The 16,414-nt window shown below is 72.3% G+C and carries 18 protein-coding genes; 7 read left to right on the plus strand and 11 right to left on the minus strand.

The genetic code is table 11. The features are described from left to right. Positions 1-78: 78 nt before the first annotated feature. A complete protein-coding gene (locus AB0E14_RS14555) occupies positions 79-282 on the plus strand; it encodes a hypothetical protein (protein ID WP_362416335.1) in 204 nt (67 codons plus the stop codon). 218 nt (positions 283-500) lie between these two features. On the opposite strand, the gene AB0E14_RS14560 is transcribed toward AB0E14_RS14555, so the two are convergent. From AB0E14_RS14560 to AB0E14_RS14575, 4 genes are all read right to left on the minus strand, one after another. Next, positions 501-896 (minus strand): hypothetical protein, encoded by a 396-nt coding sequence (locus tag AB0E14_RS14560; RefSeq protein WP_362416338.1) that lies wholly within the window; start codon positions 894-896, stop codon positions 501-503. Further along, the gene (locus AB0E14_RS14565) at positions 893-1,189 is read right to left on the minus strand and encodes a ribbon-helix-helix domain-containing protein (protein WP_362416341.1); all 297 of its coding nucleotides are present in this window, start codon (positions 1,187-1,189) and stop codon (positions 893-895) included. Before AB0E14_RS14565 ends, AB0E14_RS14560 begins: the two co-directional genes overlap by 4 nt. Positions 1,190-1,249: 60 nt before the next feature. Next, positions 1,250-1,960: a hypothetical protein gene (locus AB0E14_RS14570; RefSeq protein WP_362416344.1), complete on the minus strand. Its 711-nt coding sequence runs from the start codon at positions 1,958-1,960 to the stop codon at positions 1,250-1,252. 176 nt (positions 1,961-2,136) lie between these two features. Next, positions 2,137-3,678, minus strand: a complete 1,542-nt coding sequence (locus tag AB0E14_RS14575; RefSeq protein WP_362416347.1) for a FadD3 family acyl-CoA ligase — start codon at positions 3,676-3,678, stop codon at positions 2,137-2,139. Between the two features lie 105 nt (positions 3,679-3,783). On the opposite strand from AB0E14_RS14575, the gene AB0E14_RS14580 reads away from it, so the two are divergent. Genes AB0E14_RS14580 through AB0E14_RS14590 form a run of 3 tightly spaced genes read left to right on the plus strand, consistent with a single transcriptional unit; the run spans position 3,784 to position 6,141 of the window. Next, a complete protein-coding gene (locus tag AB0E14_RS14580; protein WP_362416349.1) occupies positions 3,784-4,926 on the plus strand; it encodes a lipid-transfer protein in 1,143 nt (380 codons plus the stop codon). A 16-nt stretch (positions 4,927-4,942) separates the two neighbouring features. Further along, positions 4,943-5,368 carry an OB-fold domain-containing protein gene (locus tag AB0E14_RS14585; RefSeq protein ID WP_362416352.1) on the plus strand — a complete coding sequence of 142 codons (426 nt, stop codon included), beginning with the start codon at positions 4,943-4,945 and terminating at the stop codon, positions 5,366-5,368. Next, entirely contained in the window at positions 5,365-6,141 is a 777-nt protein-coding gene (locus tag AB0E14_RS14590) for an enoyl-CoA hydratase/isomerase family protein (protein ID WP_362416354.1), read from the plus strand. Before AB0E14_RS14585 ends, AB0E14_RS14590 begins: the two co-directional genes overlap by 4 nt. Positions 6,142-6,156: 15 nt before the next feature. Here AB0E14_RS14590 and AB0E14_RS14595 read toward each other — a convergent pair whose 3' ends face one another. Both AB0E14_RS14595 and AB0E14_RS14600 read right to left on the minus strand, forming a co-directional pair. Then, on the minus strand, positions 6,157-6,657 hold the full coding sequence (locus AB0E14_RS14595; protein ID WP_362416357.1) for a hypothetical protein: 501 nt from the start codon (positions 6,655-6,657) through the stop codon (positions 6,157-6,159). A 78-nt stretch (positions 6,658-6,735) separates the two neighbouring features. After that, complete coding sequence (locus tag AB0E14_RS14600; RefSeq protein ID WP_362416360.1) at positions 6,736-7,317, minus strand: hypothetical protein; 582 nt, start codon at positions 7,315-7,317, stop codon at positions 6,736-6,738. A gap of 107 nt (positions 7,318-7,424) precedes the next feature. On the opposite strand from AB0E14_RS14600, the gene AB0E14_RS14605 reads away from it, so the two are divergent. Continuing rightward, positions 7,425-8,150 (plus strand): hypothetical protein, encoded by a 726-nt coding sequence (locus AB0E14_RS14605; RefSeq protein WP_362416363.1) that lies wholly within the window; start codon positions 7,425-7,427, stop codon positions 8,148-8,150. Positions 8,151-8,189: 39 nt separating this feature from the next. On the opposite strand, the gene AB0E14_RS14610 is transcribed toward AB0E14_RS14605, so the two are convergent. Together AB0E14_RS14610 and AB0E14_RS14615 are read right to left on the minus strand one after the other, a co-directional pair. Further along, positions 8,190-10,574 (minus strand): PQQ-binding-like beta-propeller repeat protein, encoded by a 2,385-nt coding sequence (locus tag AB0E14_RS14610; protein ID WP_362416366.1) that lies wholly within the window; start codon positions 10,572-10,574, stop codon positions 8,190-8,192. Positions 10,575-10,677: 103 nt separating this feature from the next. After that, complete coding sequence (locus tag AB0E14_RS14615; RefSeq protein ID WP_362416369.1) at positions 10,678-11,565, minus strand: VOC family protein; 888 nt, start codon at positions 11,563-11,565, stop codon at positions 10,678-10,680. A gap of 296 nt (positions 11,566-11,861) precedes the next feature. On the opposite strand from AB0E14_RS14615, the gene AB0E14_RS14620 reads away from it, so the two are divergent. Further along, positions 11,862-12,509 carry a TetR family transcriptional regulator gene (locus tag AB0E14_RS14620; RefSeq protein WP_362013000.1) on the plus strand — a complete coding sequence of 216 codons (648 nt, stop codon included), beginning with the start codon at positions 11,862-11,864 and terminating at the stop codon, positions 12,507-12,509. 290 nt (positions 12,510-12,799) lie between these two features. On the opposite strand, the gene AB0E14_RS14625 is transcribed toward AB0E14_RS14620, so the two are convergent. The 3 genes from AB0E14_RS14625 to AB0E14_RS14635 form a co-directional block, all read right to left on the minus strand. Then, a complete protein-coding gene (locus AB0E14_RS14625) occupies positions 12,800-13,270 on the minus strand; it encodes a nitroreductase family deazaflavin-dependent oxidoreductase (protein WP_362416373.1) in 471 nt (156 codons plus the stop codon). Further along, a complete protein-coding gene (locus AB0E14_RS14630; RefSeq protein WP_362416376.1) occupies positions 13,270-14,508 on the minus strand; it encodes an acyl-CoA dehydrogenase family protein in 1,239 nt (412 codons plus the stop codon). Before AB0E14_RS14630 ends, AB0E14_RS14625 begins: the two co-directional genes overlap by 1 nt. Before the next feature lie 207 nt (positions 14,509-14,715). After that, complete coding sequence (locus AB0E14_RS14635) at positions 14,716-15,087, minus strand: DUF1801 domain-containing protein (RefSeq protein WP_362416378.1); 372 nt, start codon at positions 15,085-15,087, stop codon at positions 14,716-14,718. 34 nt (positions 15,088-15,121) lie between these two features. Here AB0E14_RS14635 and AB0E14_RS14640 point away from each other — a divergent pair, with 34 nt between their 5' ends. Beyond that, positions 15,122-16,297, plus strand: a complete 1,176-nt coding sequence (locus AB0E14_RS14640; RefSeq protein WP_362416381.1) for an acetyl-CoA acetyltransferase — start codon at positions 15,122-15,124, stop codon at positions 16,295-16,297. Positions 16,298-16,414: the final 117 nt, after the last annotated feature.

Genomic DNA, 16,414 nt, shown 5'->3' on the forward strand with positions numbered 1-16,414 from the left:
CCGTCCGGCAGTCCACGGGGGAACGGCCGGACGGGCCCAACGATCAGACTCCACCGCTCAGAACAACGGAGGACCCACATGACCGAGCCGAAGAAGACCGAGCCCATCCTGAAGCCCCAGGACCAGCACGCGACCGGCACGGAGGAGGCTGCGATCACGAGCATGGACCAGCACGCCACCGGGGATGGCGCGGACAAGGTCACCACGCTCGACCAGCACGCCACCGGCGGTGGGATCACGACCCTGGACCAGCACGCCACGTCCGAGCCGTTCAAGCCGTAGCCGGCCTGAGCTTCTCTCGGGAACGGCCACGGCGACGCCATCGGGGGAGCCGCCGAGGTCGTCCATGTCCGGAAGCCTGATGCGCACGTGTTCGGGGGACGTCCACCGGAACCGGGGGGACCTCGGCGGACAGAGCGCGGCGCACCGCGACCGGACAGGCAAGACGGAGGGGCCGGGCAGACGCCCGGCCCCTCCGGCCGTGGTCCGGGCCGCCGGCCTCAGACCGCCCGCACCAGCACGCTCGGCGCACACAGCGTGCGCATGTCGTCCTCGTCGGACGTGTAGACCGTCACCCGGCCCGGCTGCCGCCCTGCGATCACCGCGAGGGCGGCGTCGATGGCGTACTTGTGGCCGTGCAGGCCCTTGTCCTTGAGGAGGGAGATCGAGGACTCCGCGACCTCCTCGGTGACGGGCTCGATGACGATGCGGGAGAGCGTCCACTTCCATGCCGCGTAGGGGATCTTGTCGTAGTACGCCTCGATCAGCGTCATGGAACTCGTCACGACCCTGATGCCGAGGTCGTGGGCTTGGACGATGCGCCGGGCCATGACCCGATCGCGTAACGCGGCCTGCGAGAGGCCCTCGGAGTCCAGGACGATGCAGCCATCACTCATGCCGCATCAGCCTGCCGAGCGGCCTTCTCCGCCTCGGCGCGCTCACGCTCTTCCCGCTCCTCGTGCCAGCGTTCGATCTCGCGCCGCTCGGCCTCCGCCGCGGCCAGCTCCTCCTCGGTGAGCGGGCCTCCGGGCTCAAGCATCCACGCGGCCAGCTCCCCCAGCCGGTCCTGCTCCCGCTGGCGCCGTATGGCGTGCGTGACGTACGCGCTGAAGCCGCCCGGACCCACGTCCTTACGGATCTCCTCCGCCAGCTCCTCCGGCAGGGTGACCGTGTACTTCTTCGTTGCCATACCAGTCACCATACTTCCCTCGCGAGTGACCGGCATCACTCGCGAGGGTGAGCGTACGGCTCAGTTCCGCGCGTACGAACCGAGTCCCACCAGGCAGTAGACGTACTCGTTGATCGTCGCGCCGTTGAGGGTGTAGCGGTGGGAGAAGGCGTACTGCGTCTTCGGGTTGCTGTTGCACTTGTTCAGGTCCGAGGTCAGCGGGAACGTCTGGATGACCTTGTAGTGCGCGTCCGACGCCGAGCAGGAGACCTCCTCCACGTTGCTGACGCTCTGCGCGGTCTCCGAGTCCGGGAGCTGCCCGTTCAGGCAGGTGCCCTTGGTGTACGGGTCCGGGGCCGCCTCCGTCGTCTGGGTCGGGGCCGGGGTCGGCGCCGTCGTCGCGTCGAGGGGGTTCTCGAAGGTGGCGGTCGCCGAGGGCGTCGAGCCGCCGCCCGTGTTGTCGGTGCTGTCGCTGTCGTCGTTGGAGAAGATCAGGAACCCGATCACTCCGGCGACGACGAGCGGCACGATGCAGCCCAGGATCCCGGACTTGCGCTGCGGAGCCGCCTGGCCCGCACCGCCACCGGGGCCGGCGAAGAGGTTGACGCTGATGCGCAGGTTGATCACCGACCCGTCGGCGGTGCGCGCCGGGACGAGGTCGCCGTGGCGGCAGGGCGGGACGGAGATGTTCGTGGGGCCGGTCGGCAGCTGGACGGTGATGATCACACCTGTGGCGGCCTGCTGCGGGGTGAGCGTGAGAGGGAACTCGGGCGTCGACACCAACTGCTCCAAGGGGTGAGGCTACGCACTGGGGACGGGGAAAGGTGCGGTGCGGTGCGGTGGTGCTGGGGACGTGCTCGGCGCCGCCCGCCGGGGCGTCGCTGCGCGGGACGCCGCCGCTGTCCTGCTCGTACGGCTGACATCTTGGCCCCTATGACGTGTACTCGACCATCCCCGGTTGCACCCCGCTACCGCCCCCGCAGCACCCCCTTCACGACCTTCCCGCTCGCGTTCCTCGGCAGCTCCCCCACGAACTCCACCGCCCTCGGGACCTTGTAGTTCGCCATCTCCCGGCGCGCCCACGCGATCAGGTCGTCCGCCGTCACCGTCGCCCCCGGGCGGCGGACCGCGAAGGCCTTGCCGACCTCGCCCAGGCGGGCGTCCGGGACGCCGATGACCGCGACGTCGGCGATGTCGGGGTGCAGGCCCAGGAGTTGCTCGATCTCCGCCGGGTAGGCGTTGAAGCCGCCCACGATGAACATGTCCTTGATGCGGTCCGTGATCCGCAGGTTGCCCGCCTCGTCCAGGACGCCCACGTCGCCCGTGTGCAGCCAGCCGTCCGCGTCGATCGCGCGCGCCGTCTCCGCCTCGTCCTCGAAGTAGCCGCTCATCACGTTGTGGCCGCGCACCAGGACCTCGCCCGCGGGCGAGAGGCGGACCTCGGTGTCCGGGATCGGGCGGCCCGAGGTCGTGGCGACGACCTCGGCCGGGTCACCCCGGCGGCACATCGTGACGATCCCGCTCGCCTCGGACAGGCCGTACGCCGTCAGGACCGTGCCCACCCCCAGCTCGCCCCGCAGCCGCTCCACCAGCCGCAGCGGCACCACCGCCGCACCCGTCACCACGAGGCGCAGCGCCGAGAGGTCGTGCGCGGCGCGCGTCGGGTGGTCCAGGATCGACTGGTGCAGCGTCGGCGGGCCCGGCAGCACCGAGATCCGTTCCGCCGCGATGTTGGCGAGGACCGTGTCCACGTTGAAGACCGGCTGCGGGATCATCACCGCGCCCCGCATCAGACAGGCGATGATCCCGGCCTTGTAGCCGAAGGTGTGGAAGAAGGGGTTCACGATCAGATAGCGGTCGCCTTCGCGCAGGCCCGCGAGCTCCGACCAGATCGCGTAGCAGCGCAGGGTCTGGGCGTGCGTGATCACGGCGCCCTTCGGTGCGCCCGTCGTCCCCGAGGTGTAGATGATGTCCGAGGGGGCCGAGGGGTCGAGGGCGTCCGCCCGCGCCCGGACCTGCGCCCCGCTCACCCCGTCGCCCTCCGCCAGGAACGACTTCCAGGTGACGTAGTCGTCCGGGGCGGTCTCGCCGAGCACCACCACCCGCTCCAGGTCCGGGAGTTCGACCTCGGCACGGCGCAGGGACGCGACGTACGAGGTGCCGAGGAAGGTGCCGGTGATGAAGAGCAGTTTGGCCCGGGAGCGGGAGAGGACGTACGCCGCCTCGGTGCCCTTGAAGCGGGTGTTCAGCGGGACGAGCACCGCGCCCGCCGTCACCGCGCCGAGCGCCGAGACGATCCAGTCCAGGGTGTTCGGCGCCCAGATCGCGACCCGGTCGCCCCGCTCCACGCCCGCCGCCATGCAGGCCGCCGCCGCCCGCTCCACGCGGGCGCCCAACTCCTCGTACGAGACGTGGGTACGACCCTCGACGACCGCCTCCGCCGTCCCGTACCGTTCGGCCGCCGAGCGCACCAGGCCCGCTATGGAGCCCCACTCCAGGTCACCGCGCATAACCGCCCCTCCCGTCGCACCCAGGACCTCACCCTTAGCTGACTATCCGTCAGATTAGCTGTACCCTGACGCGCTGTCAGCAGTGAGGACGATCGAGGGGGTCGCGTGCTCAAGGACCGCACAGCCATCGTCGGCATCGGTCAGACACCGTTCGCCAAACAGCTCCCCGAGTCGGAGAAGACCCTGGCCTGCCGGGCGATCCTGGCCGCCCTCGACGACGCCGGGATCGCCCCCTCCGAGGTCGACGGCTTCGCCTCGTACACGATGGAGGAGACCGACGAGGTCGAGGTCGCCAAGGCCATCGGCGCCGGGGACGTCACCTTCTTCTCCAAGATCGGGTACGGCGGCGGCGGCTCCTGCGCCACCGTCGGGCACCTCGCCGCCGCCGTCGCCACCGGACAGGCGAGCGTCGGCGTCGCCTGGCGGTCCCGGAAGCGCGGCTCCGGACCCCGCCCGTGGAAGAACACCGCCGTCCAGCTGCCCACGCCCGGCCAGTGGACCCGCCCCTTCGGGCTGCTGCGCCCCACCGACGAGATCGGCATGCTCGCCCGCCGCTACATGCACGAGTACGGCGCCACCCGCGACCACCTCTTCAACGTCGCCCTCGCCTGCCGCAACCGCGCCAACCAGAACCCGGCCGCGATCATGTACGAACGCCCGCTGACCCGCGAGATGTACATGACCGCCCGCTGGATCAGCGAACCCCTCTGCCTGTTCGACAACTGCTTGGAGACCGACGGCGCGTTGGCGTGCGTGATCGTCAGCGCCGAGCGGGCCCGCGACTGCCGCCGGAAGCCCGTGTACGTCCACTCCGCCGCCCAGGGCCTGCCCGCCCAGCACCACGGCATGGTCAACTACTGGAACGACGACCCGCTCACCGGCCCCGCCTGGACCGCCGCCCGACACCTCTGGAAGCAGGCCGACTTCGGCCCCCAGGACGTCGACGTCGCCCAGATCTACGACGCGTTCACCCCGCTCATCCCTCTCTCCCTGGAGGGCTACGGCTTCTGCGAGCGCGGCGAGGGCGCCGCGTTCACCGAGGGCGGCGCCCTGGAGATCGGCGGCCGGCTGCCCATCAACACCGGCGGCGGCGGCCTCTCGGAGGCGTACGTCCACGGCTTCAACCTCATCAACGAGGGCGTGAAGCAGCTCCGGGGCAGCTCCACCGCCCAGGTCCCCGACGCCGCCACCTGCCTGGTGACCGCCGGCGAGGGCGTCCCCACATCGGCCATCCTGCTGCGAGCCTGAGGAGTTGAGTCCCACCATGCTGACGCCTGTCGTGGACGAGGACGGGGCGCCCTTCTGGGAGTACGCCGCCCGTGGCGAGCTGCGGATCCAGGGCTGCGCCGACTGCGGCGAACTGCGCTTCCCGCCCCGGCCCTGCTGCCCGCACTGCCAGTCCTTCGCCGCCGAGTGGCGGCTGATGTCAGGACGCGGCCGGATCTGGTCGTACGTCCTGCCCCACCCGCCGCTCCTGCCCGAGTACGCCGCCTTCGCCCCGTACAACGCCGTCGTCGTCGAACTCGTCGAGGCGCCCCGCATCCGGCTCGTCGGCAACGTCGTCGCCACCCCGGACGCGGCGCTCGACTCGGTCGACCCGGCCCGGCTGCGCATCGGGGCGGGTGTGCGGGTGGCGTTCACCGAGGTCGACGGCATGGCCGTGCCGCGCTGGCTGCTGGAGCGCGGATGACCGTCACCGTCGCACACGACAAGGAGACCGGCGTCGCGGTCGTCACCCTCGACCGGGCCGCGAAGCACAACGCCCTCACCCTGGACATGGCCCGGCAACTGGGCGAGATCTGGCGGGAGTTGCGTTACGACGACACCGTACGGGCGGCCGTCGTGACCGGCGCGGGACAGCGGGCCTTCTGCACCGGCATCGACCGGGCCGCGGCCGGCGACATCCCGCAGCCCTCCTCCCCGTACACGATCGACGATCCGCTCATCGCCATCGGGCCCAAGGCCAACGACCTGTGGAAGCCGGTCGTCGCCGCCGTGGAGGGCATGGCCTGTGGCGGCGCGTTCTACCTGCTCGGCGAGGCCGAGTTCCTGGTCGCCGGCGAGGGAGCCACCTTCTTCGACCCGCACACCACCTACGGGATGGTCAGCGCCTTCGAGACCATCCACATGGCGCAGCGGATGCCCTTCGGGGAGGTGGCCCGGATGGCCCTGATGGGCGGCGCCGAACGGATCTCGGCCCGCCGCGCGTACGAGACGGGCCTCGTGTCCGAGCTCACGGCGGACGGCGGCGCGCTGGACGCCGCCCGCCGCGCCGCCGCCGTCATGGCCTCCTACCCGACCGAGGCGGTGCAGGGCACGGTCCGGGCGCTCTGGTCGGCCAAGGAGGCCGCCCGCGCCCAGGCCCTCGCCCACGCACCGCACCTGGTCACGCTCGGGAACCTGCCGCCGGAGCGGCAGTCCGAGCTGTTCACCCGGAGGGGGGACGGCTTCCGGCTCCGCTAGGAGCCCCCGAAGGGATCAGGCGGTGGTGCGGTCGGCGTCGACGACGACGCACTGGTTGTACTCGGAGCCGGTGCCGGTGCCGGTGTACGGCGTGGTCGCCTCGGCCGACTTCGACGCACCGGCCTCGACGCGCAGGTCGTCGACCTGCGCCATCGCCAGGGGGGCGCTCGCGTCGCCCTTGAACTGCAGGGAGACGTCGTAGAGGTAGGCCGCGGAGTCGCTGTTCGTGACCGTCACCTTGGCGACCAGGTTCTTGCCGTCGGCGCTGACCTTGCACTCGTCGATGCGGACGTCGCGCTTGGCCTTGTCCCTCGACGAGCCGCCGACACCGCCGGTGGTGACACCGCCACTGCTGCTGCTGGAGCCGGCGCTGTCGGAGCCGCCCGAGCTGCTGGAACTGCTGGAGCTGCTGGAACTGCCACCGCTGCAGCTGCCGCCGTTGGAGCCGCGGGCACCGGTCAGCGCGACCAGGGCGATACCGAAGACGGCGATGGCACGGACATGACGAAGCTTCACGCTTCAACCCCCGTTGAATGTGCGCAGAGCGCGAATGAGCGGAACGAAATGGGCTCGTTTTGACGAGCGCACGTCACCCTACTGGACGCGGACCCCTGCGATCGCACACGTCTTGACCCGGTCGACGGCCTTCGGCGACTCCATCGCGAGGTCGAAGGTCTTCGTCTCACCCGGCTCGACCGTCACGACCTTCTGCGCCTCGTCGACATCCACCCCGCCGGAGCCCTCGAAGTCGACCTCGACCTTGTACGTCGTCGTGACCGCCTCGCGCGAGGTGATCCGCAGGGTCGCCGTCGTGTCGGCCTTACGGGCCGGCTTGCCCTTCCGCTTCTTCTGCGCAGGCTTCACACAGTCCACGACCACCACGTCCACAGTGGAGCTCGGCGAGGAGGTCACGCTCGGCGTCGCGGGGGCCGTGGTGTAGTCGCTGCCACCGCTCGAACCGCTGCCGAGGTCGTCGCCGGAGTAGTCGTAGTCGTCGTTCTTCTTCTTGGAGCTGGAGCAGCCGCCCCCCGAACTCTTGCTCTTGCTCTTGCCGCCGCTGCTCCCGCCGCTCTTGCCGGTCTGGAAGCCCGTCAGCGCGAGCACCACCACCGTGAGCGTCGCCGCGAGCCTGAGACCCCTGCGGCGCGCCGCCCCCGTCCCCGTCCCCGTTGTCATCCTCTGCTCCTCCTGTCGTGTCCGCGCCACCCTAGCGCCGCGTGGCGGGTCCCCCGCACCGGGCGTAGCGTCAAAACCGAGAGCCGGACCGGTAAGGAGGCCGATCGATGGTCCGCAACGTCATCGGCTCGGTCCTGGCCCTCGCCGGAGCGACGGCCGCCGTCTGGAGCCCCTTCCGTGCCTGGTACGACGGCCGTCACGGCAGCGACTACCGCATCGAGGACCTGTTCGGCGGCATCACCGACGCGAAGGCGGAGGTGATCGGCTCGATCCTGCTCCCGTTCGCCTTCGCGGCCGTCGTCACCCTGCTCGGCGTGGTGCTGCGGTCCCGGCTGCTCGTGGCGTTCGCCGGCCTGGTCGTACTCGGCTTCACCATCCTGTGGATGGTCCGCGTCGGGCAGGCCGAGGGCAGCCTGACGATCGGCGGCGACGGTACGGGGCTCGGCGACGGCGTCGCGAACGCCTTCGGCGGCGGGCTCCTGCTGCTCCTCGGCGCGCTCGTCATGTCGGGCCGCACCCGCGCCCGCACCCTGCCCCTCGAACCGGAGCCGACGTACCCGACGTACCCGACGGGGCCCACACGCCCCACGTACCCGACGCTGGACGGCGCCGGGACGCCGGGCGGTGCTCACCCGGGCGGGGGCGGCGAACCCACGCGGACGATGGACGTCCCCACATGGGACCCCGACCGGGACCGGACCCAGGTCCAGGACTGGAACCAGGGTCAGGACTACGACCCCGGCGGCCAGGACTACGACCCCGACGGCCAGGACTACGGCCAAGGCCAGGCTCCCGGCCCCGGCCCCGCTCCCGACCGGAACAACCGCACCTAGCGCGACCCCGCCCGGCGGAGCCTCACGCCCTCCGAAGCCTCACGCCCTCGGCGCCGAGCCGCCGCGTCCCGTGGCCGTGCCCTTCACCGCGTCGAGCGCGTACACGCACCGGTCCTTGCTGCAGGCGTACACGACCCCGGCCCGCGCCACCGGCGAGCCGGTGATCTCGCCGCCGGTCGCCAGCTTCCAGCGCAGCTGGCCGCCCGTGGCGTCCAGCGTGTACAGGACGTGGTCCGCCGAGCCGAAGTGCACCCGCCCGTCGGCCACCACCGGCGAGCCGATCAGCTCGCCGCCCGCCGCGAACCGCCACTTCGGCGTGCCCGTGACCGCGTCGAGCGTGTACAGCGCGCTGCCGCTTCCGACGTGCACGTTCCCGTCGACGACGAGCACCGGCTCGTTCGACTGGCGGGACTCGGTCGCGATCCGCCAGCGGTCCTGGCCGGTGGTCGCGTCGAGGGCGTACACCGTGCCGAGGTAGTCGGCGAGGTAGACCCCGCCGCCCGTGACGGCGGGACCGGGGGCGAAGGCCGGCGGGGAGAGGAAGACCGCGGGCGCCTCGAAGTGCCAGCGGACGCGGCCGCCCGCGACATCGATCGACAGCACGCGCGTACCGGCCGCGACGTACACGCAGCCGTCCTCCGCCGGGGCCACCCGCACCGGCACGTTGCCGCAGGAGGCGGCGTCGCCGACGGGGTAGGACCAGCGCTCCACACCCGTACGGGCGTCGAGCGCCTGGAGCCGGGCGTCCCGCCACACGTACACGGTGTCGCCGTGCAGGGCCGGCCCCGCCTCCGGGGTCTCGAACTCGGTCTGTGCGCCGGAGATCTCCCACAGCTTGGCGCCGTTGGACGCCTCCCAGCCCTGGACTCCGCCACCACGCGTGCCGGTGACGACCGTGCCCCGGTCGACCTTGAGCGAGTACACCCACGCGTCGGTCTGGAGCCGCCAGCGCTCACTGCCGTCGGTGGCATCGAGCGCGTACAGCGTGGGCCCGTCGGAGGCGTGGATACGGCCCTGGGCCACGGCCATCGACCAGGCGACGTCCCGGGTCTTGAACTGGCGGCGGCCGCTGGCCACGTCGAGGGCGTGCACCTCGAAGGAGGTGACGTAGAGCAGGTCGCCGTCGACGACCGGGGTGCCCCAGACGTCGTTGGACATCCGGAAGCGCCAGGGCCGCCAGTGCGCGGGCTCCGGCTGCGCGGGCTCCTGGGTCGGCGGGGGTACGGGCAGCCGGGGGCCCGGTTCCGGGGTGTGGGCGCCTCCGGGCGGGCGGATCCAGCCGGTGGCGGTGCTCGTGTCGACGACCCCGGCGAGGGCGGCACGGGTGTCGGCGACCCGGAGACCGGGGCCGATCGGGACGGCGGCGCCCGCGAGCCGTACGGGACCGCCGACGTCGGCGGGCGAGCCCGCGTGCCGGCCGCCGCCGTGGCCGCCCTGGCCGCCGGGGCGGCCGTCGCCGCTCCACTCGGGCGGCTGCCGGGGCGGACGCGGCGGGGTGGGCGGGGTGACCGGGCGCGGCGGGGTGCTCGGGCGGCCGTTGCGGCGGATCTCGATCATCTCGACGGCGGAGCGCGGCAGCCAGGCTGAGGCCGTACCGCTGTCGTCGCTGCCGGGACCGAAGAGGTGGGGCGCGAGCTGGGCCTGCAGATCGGCCGGGGTCGGGCGCCGCGAGACGTCCATCTGCATGCAGGAGTCGATGAGCGGCCGCAGCTCGTCCGGCAGCCCCTCCAGGTCCGGGCCCTCGCGCAGCAGCATGAAGACGGTCTCGACGGGGTTGGCGCCGTGGAAGGGCGCGTGTCCGGTGGCGGCGAACACCAGCATGGACCCCAGCGAGAACACATCGCTCGCGCCGGTGACGCTGCGCGAGTCACGGGCCTGCTCGGGCGACATGTACGCGGGGGTGCCGACGGCCACGTTGGTCATGGTCAGCCGGGTGTTGGAGACCCCGGAGGCGATACCGAAGTCGATCACCCGGGGGCCGTCCTCGACGACGAGGACGTTCGACGGCTTCAGGTCGCGGTGGACCAGGCCCGCGCCGTGGATGGACTGCAGGGCCTCGGCGACCCCGGCGGCCAGCCAGCGGACGGCCTGGGCCGGCAGCGGCCCGCACTCGTTCACTATCTCTTCGAGGGAGGGCGCGGGGACGTACGCGGTGGCCAGCCAGGGCACGGCGGCCCGCGGGTCGGCGTCGACGACGGCGGCCGTGTAGAAACCGGAGACGGCCCGGGCGGCCTCGACCTCACGGGTGAAACGGACACGGAACAGCTGGTCCTCGGCGAGCTCGGTCCGCACGGTCTTGATCGCCACGCGCCGCCCGGAAGCCGAGCGCGCGAGATAGACCAGACCCATGCCACCTGCACCGAGCCGGCCCAGCACCTCGAAGGGCCCGATCCGTCTCGGGTCGTGCTGCGTCAGCTGCTCCACTTGCCTGCCACCTCCCCGTACGGGCCATGAGGGTACGGCCCCGTGGCCCTGATTCTTCCTGTCCGAGGCGACGGTTGCGAACCCGGGGGCGGATCGGGGTGTCTCAGTTCATTTCGCCGGAGGGGGCGGAGGGCTTTTCGGTGGGTTCGGGTGGGGTGGCTGCCTCGGGTGGGGCAGCTGCTTCGGGTGTGGTGGCGGTCGGGGGGTTCTCGGGTTCCCGGGGTTCCGCGAGGATCGCGAAGCGGGCGCCCTGGTTGTCGTGGAGGACGGCGATGCGGCCGTGCGGGGTGTCGAAGGGCGGGTTCGTGACGCGGCCGCCCAGGGCGACGGCCGTCGCGCAGGTGGCGTCGCAGTCGGCGACGGCGAAGTAGACGAGGACGTGGCCGGGCATCGCGGCCGGGAAGGCGTCGGTGAGGACGGCCCGGCCTCCGAAGGCGGTGTCGTCACCGGCGCGTGAGCCGGGCGGGGACCAGACGCGGTAGTCGAAGTCGTTCTCCCTGCCCTCCTCGTCCGGTTCGACCTGGCGGCCGAGGTAGCCGAAGACGGAGGCGTAGAAGGTGTCGACCGCGTCCCGTTCCCTCGTATAGATCTCCATCCAGCAGAAGGAGCCGGGGAGCATCGTCTTCTCGAAGCCTTCGTCGTCGCCCGCCTGGCGCAGCCCGAAGACGGCTCCGCCCGGGTCGGCGGCGAGCGCGAGGACGCCGAAGGGCCCCACGGGGTACGGCTCCATGATCATCTGGCCGCCGGCGGCCTTGATCCGGGCGGCGAGCGTGCCGGCGTTCGCGGTGGCGAGGTAGACGGTCCACGTGGTGGGCATCCGGCCGTCGCTCTTCGGTACGAGTCCGGCGACGCGCTTGCCGTCGCTGAGGGCCTCGTCGCGGTCGGGGTCGAAGGTCCAGCCGAAGAGTTCGCGGTAGAACCGCTTCCCCGCCTCCAGGTCGGGAAGCTGTGCCTCCACCCAGCAGGGGGTGCCCTCTGTGAATACCGCCATGGCTCCACGCTAGGTCGCGTGGTGGCTCCGCGCACGCCCCGTAATCGAACATACCGCCATATAGGGAGCCGCCCGGCCCGGTCTCCACGGAGTTGTCCACCGAAGTTGTCCACAGGCTGTTAATAAGCCTTATCGAGCGGGGCTCCGCTCGACAGACCTCCGCGGCAGACCCCGAGCAGACCCCCGCGGCGCCCTTTCTCTCCTCCCCGGGCCGCCCGAGCGCTGCCCCGGAGGGGGTGCACCCCATTTGCAGTCGGCCGAATCGCGCGCCGATCACCCCTCGGTAAGCTGACGGCATGACAGGACAAGTACGCACCGTCGACGGCCGCGTGGCCGGACGACGCGGTCAGGCGACGCGGCAGAAGCTGCTCGACTGCCTCAGCGAGATGCTCAGCTCCTCGCCGTACCGGGACGTCAAGGTCATCGACGTGGCCCGGAAAGCGGGCACTTCTCCCGCGACGTTCTACCAGTACTTCCCCGACGTCGAGGGTGCCGTCCTCGAGATCGCGGAGGAAATGGCCAAGGAGGGCGCCGCGTTGACCGAGCTGGTCTCCGGCCGTTCCTGGGTCGGCAAGGCCGGCTGGCAGACGTCCGAGGAACTGGTCGAGGGCTTCCTGGACTTCTGGCGCCGGCACGACGCGATCCTGCGGGTCGTGGACCTCGGCGCCGCCGAGGGCGACAAGCGGTTCTACAAGATCCGCATGAAGATCCTGAACTCCGTCACCAACTCCCTTACGGACGCGGTGAAGGACCTCCAGGCCAAGGGGAAGGTCGACAAGGACGTCAGCCCCGCGGCCATGGCGGGCTCCCTGGTGGCGATGCTGGCCTCGGTGGCCGGTCACCAGAAGGGGTTCCAGACCTGGGGCGTCAAGCAAGCCGAACTCAAGCCGAACCTGGCGCTGTTGGTGCACCTGGGGATCACGGGCAAGAAGCCGACGAAGTAGGCAGCGAGCGCCACCCGGCAGCCCGCCCGGCACCGCCCCGCAGCCCGCCCGGCATCACCCGGCAGTCCGCCCGGCAGCCCGCTCGGCGTCACCCGGCAGTCCGCCCGGACCACCGGCCGCCCATCCGCTCCACGCCCGGCCCCCAGCCGCCCGCACGCCGTTCGCCCTCCGTCCTGTCGCGCCGGTGGCGGTGCTCTTCACGAGACCGCCGCCGGCGTTCCCCTGTCCGAGGCGGGTACGGGGCGCGCATTCCGACGCCCGAAGCACCGTCACCGCCCCTCAGCGCCTCGTCAGCGCCTCGTCAGCCGAAAGAGCCTGATCTCCCGCTCCACCCGCGCCTGGTACGTGGCGTACGGCGGCCAGAAGCCGAGCGCGGCCTGCCAGGCGGCGGCGCGCTCCTCCCCCGCGAGCAGCTCCGCCCGCACCGGGATCGTCTCGCCACGCCAACTCACCTCCACGTCGGGGTGTTTCAGCAGGTTCCCGGTCCACGCCGGGTGGCCGTCCCGCCCGAAGTTGGAGCCGATCAGCAGCCATGTACCGGCCGGCTCGGGCATGCATGCGAGCGGCGTCACCCTGGGCTGCCCCGACTTGGCGCCCTTGGCCGTGAGGACGAGCCCCGGCAGCATCTGGGCGCTCAGCATGACCTTGCCGCGCGTCAGCCGGTGCACGGCCCGGTCCATCGCCGGGATGAAGTGCGGGGCGACCTTCGCGAACGTCCGCGTGGACGACACCTTCTGCATCAGACGCACACCCACGGGCATCAGGCCGCCACCTCTCCGAAGAGCCCTGTCACCTGGGCCGCGCGCTCGCGCAGCCGCCGGGCGGGCCCGAACAGCAGCTCGTCCGCCGTCGCCCGCTTGAAGTACAGATGCGCCTCGTGCTCCCAGGTGAAGCCGATGCCGCCGTGCAGCTGGATCGTCTCGCCCGCCACCGTCCGCAGCGCCTCCAGGGCGGCGGCGAGGGCGAGCGGGCCGGCCCCGGCATTCCCGTGCGGGCTCACTCCGGCACTCCCGAGCGGGCCGGCCCCGGCGCCTCCGGGCGCGCCGTCCGGTTCGCGGGCCGCGGCGTACGTCAGCGAGCGGGCCGCCTCCACCTGGACGTACAGGTCGGCGACCCGGTGCTTGACCGCCTGGAAGGAGCCGATCGGCCGCCCGAACTGCTCGCGGGAGCCGACGTACTCGACCGTGCGGTCCAGGGCGGCCTGGGCCGCGCCGACGGCCTCGGCCGCGAGCGCCACGGCCGCCGTCCGCCCGGCCCCGGCGAGCGCCCCGAGCACGTCGACCGGTTCCTCGCCGAGCAACTCGGCCTCCACGTGCCGCAGTTGTATCGAGCCCTGGGAGCGGGTCGCGTCCAGGGCCGACTGCCGTACGCGGACGAGTCCGGCAGCCTCCCCGCGGACGAGGAAGAGCAGGGTCCGGCTGCGCGCGAAGCCGCCGGCGTGGGCGGCGACGAGGAGCAGCCCCGCGCTGTGCCCGTCGAGGACCTGGGTGACCTCCCCGTACAGCTGCCAGCCGCCGCCGTCCACGGCCCGGGCCTGGACGCCGCCGGCCCGGCCGCCGCCCGCGACCCAGGAGGCGTTGTCGCCGGTCAGCCCGAGGGCCAGGGAGAGCGAGCCGCCGGGCACGGCGAGCGCGCAGGTGAGGGTGCCGTCGGCGATGCGCGGCAGCAGGTCTGCGCGCTGCGGTCCGGTGCCGAGGGCGTGGATCACGGGGGCGGCGAGGAGGGCGGTGGCGAGGAGCGGCGAGGGGGCGAGGGCCCGGCCGGTCTCCTCGCAGGCGAGGGCGAGTTCGGCGGGGCCGCAGCCGACGCCCCCGTACTCCTCGGGCAGGGCGAGGCCGGGCAGCCCGAGGGTGCCGGACATCCGGTGCCACAGGTCGGTGTCGTACCCCTCGGGGGTGGCGACGGCGGCGCGGACCTCGGCGGGCCCGGAGCGTTTGGCGAGCAGTTCGCGCAGGGTGCGGCGGATCTCGTCCTGCTCCGCGGTGAAGGCGGCGTCCATGGAGCTCCCCTCCGTATCTGACGGCCCGTCATGTTAGGGCGGGCAGGGTCAGAAACCCAGAGCGCGGAGCCAGAAACCCCGGAGCGCGACGCCGGGGCCCCGGAGCACGGAGCCGGAACCTCAGAGCGCGACGCCAGAAACCCCGGACCACGGAGCCGGGAACCCAGAGCGCGGCGCCGGGAACCGGCGCCGGGACGCGCGCCCCGATCAGCAGATCTCGCCCGGCGCCTTCGCCGTCGCCCGCAGCAGATCCCGTACCAGGGTGAAGTCCACCCGCTCGGGGCGCCGGAAGCGCAGGCAGCCCTTGCCCATGTCCTGGTCGGCGAGCCGCTCCTCGAAGGCCTCGCGGACGTCGGGGCGCATCAAGTAGAAGGAGATGTACTGCTTCTGCGAGGCGAAGGCGATCTCCGGCTCGCCGCCGGGCCTGCGGTAGGTGGGCATCCCGTACGCCATGGCCTCCTCGAAGCCGTGGAGTTCGGTGCGGCAGAGCTCGCGCAGCCGGACGAGCGCCGTCAGGCGGTCCGGGTCCATGACCTCCTCGAGGTAGCCGTCGACGTTCTCGGCCGTGCTGCTCGCCATCCCGAAACTCCTTATCTGATGTACCGTCAGATTCATGCCCACCACTTCACGGAACCGCGACCGCGCCGGGCGACGCGTCGCCGTCGTCGGCATATCCCTCTCCGACTGCGGCCGGGTCGACGAGGCCACTCCCTACACTCTGCACGCCCAGGCGGCCCGCCGCGCCCTCGCGGACAGCGGACTCGACCGGTCGGTGATCGACGGTCTGGCCTCGGCGGGGCTCGGCACGCTCGCCCCGGTCGAGGTCGCCGAGTACCTGGGCCTTCGGCCCCGCTGGGTGGACTCGACCGCCGTCGGCGGCGCCACCTGGGAGGTCATGGCCGCCCACGCGGCCGACGCCATCGCCGCCGGCCACGCCAACGCCGTCCTGCTCGTCTACGGCTCGACCGCCCGCGCCGACATCAAGGCGCGCCGCCGCACCTCGAACCTCTCCTTCGGGGCACGCGGCCCGCTCCAGTTCGAGGCCCCCTACGGGCACACCCTGATCGCCAAGTACGCCATGGCCGCCCGGCGCCACATGCACGAGTACGGGACGACCCTGGAGCAGCTCGCCGAGGTCGCCGTCCAGGCGCGGGCGAACGCGGCGCTCAACCCGGAGGCGATGTTCCGCGAGCCGATCACGGTCGACGAGGTGCTCGGCGGCCCGATGATCGCCGACCCGTTCACCAAGCTGCACTGCTGCATCCGCAGCGACGGCGGCTGCGCGGTGCTGCTCGCCGCCGAGGAGTACGTACCGGACACGGCGAAGGCGCCGGTCTGGATCCTCGGCACGGGCGAGCACGTCTCGCACACCACGATGTCGGAGTGGGAGGACTTCACGGTCTCCCCCGCGGCGGTCAGCGGCCGGCTCGCGTTCGAGCGGGCGGGCGTCACCCCGGCGGACATCGACCTCGCGGAGGTCTACGACGCCTTCACGTACATGACGCTCGTGACCCTCGAAGACCTGGGCTTCTGCGCGAAGGGGGAGGGCGGCGCGTTCGTCGAGGCGAAGGACCACCTGCCGGTGAACACGGACGGCGGCGGACTCTCGGCCTGCCATCCCGGCATGCGCGGCCTGTTCCTCCTGGTGGAGGCGGTCCGCCAGCTCCGCGGCGAGGCCCCGGGCCTCCAGGTGCGCCGCCCGGACGGCAGCCTGCCGGAACTGGCGGTGGCGTCGGGCACCGGCGGCTGGTTCTGCTCGTCGGGGACGGTGGTACTGGCCCGGGGCTGACGCAGGCCGGCACCACCCGCCCAAGAATCTATACAAGCGTCATAGACAGCCGTGTAGGACAGCCGTATAGTCGTGGGTGCGCGGGGTCGGACCGGCCCCGCACCCACGACCGCGACA

The organism is Streptomyces sp. NPDC047981, assembly GCF_040653315.1.
Taxonomy (GTDB): domain Bacteria; phylum Actinomycetota; class Actinomycetes; order Streptomycetales; family Streptomycetaceae; genus Streptomyces.

Coding starts and splice junctions, on each gene's coding strand:
- AB0E14_RS14620 (WP_362013000.1), top strand. CDS start 11,862: ATGACAGGACAAGTACGCACCGTCGACGGCCGCGTGGCCGGACGACGC.
- AB0E14_RS14585 (WP_362416352.1), top strand. CDS start 4,943: ATGCTGACGCCTGTCGTGGACGAGGACGGGGCGCCCTTCTGGGAGTAC.
- AB0E14_RS14565 (WP_362416341.1), bottom strand. CDS start 1,189: ATGGCAACGAAGAAGTACACGGTCACCCTGCCGGAGGAGCTGGCGGAG.
- AB0E14_RS14555 (WP_362416335.1), top strand. CDS start 79: ATGACCGAGCCGAAGAAGACCGAGCCCATCCTGAAGCCCCAGGACCAG.
- AB0E14_RS14615 (WP_362416369.1), bottom strand. CDS start 11,565: ATGGCGGTATTCACAGAGGGCACCCCCTGCTGGGTGGAGGCACAGCTT.
- AB0E14_RS14625 (WP_362416373.1), bottom strand. CDS start 13,270: ATGCCCGTGGGTGTGCGTCTGATGCAGAAGGTGTCGTCCACGCGGACG.
- AB0E14_RS14630 (WP_362416376.1), bottom strand. CDS start 14,508: ATGGACGCCGCCTTCACCGCGGAGCAGGACGAGATCCGCCGCACCCTG.
- AB0E14_RS14635 (WP_362416378.1), bottom strand. CDS start 15,087: ATGGCGAGCAGCACGGCCGAGAACGTCGACGGCTACCTCGAGGAGGTC.
- AB0E14_RS14605 (WP_362416363.1), top strand. CDS start 7,425: ATGGTCCGCAACGTCATCGGCTCGGTCCTGGCCCTCGCCGGAGCGACG.
- AB0E14_RS14640 (WP_362416381.1), top strand. CDS start 15,122: ATGCCCACCACTTCACGGAACCGCGACCGCGCCGGGCGACGCGTCGCC.
- AB0E14_RS14575 (WP_362416347.1), bottom strand. CDS start 3,678: ATGCGCGGTGACCTGGAGTGGGGCTCCATAGCGGGCCTGGTGCGCTCG.
- AB0E14_RS14590 (WP_362416354.1), top strand. CDS start 5,365: ATGACCGTCACCGTCGCACACGACAAGGAGACCGGCGTCGCGGTCGTC.
- AB0E14_RS14560 (WP_362416338.1), bottom strand. CDS start 896: ATGAGTGATGGCTGCATCGTCCTGGACTCCGAGGGCCTCTCGCAGGCC.
- AB0E14_RS14600 (WP_362416360.1), bottom strand. CDS start 7,317: ATGACAACGGGGACGGGGACGGGGGCGGCGCGCCGCAGGGGTCTCAGG.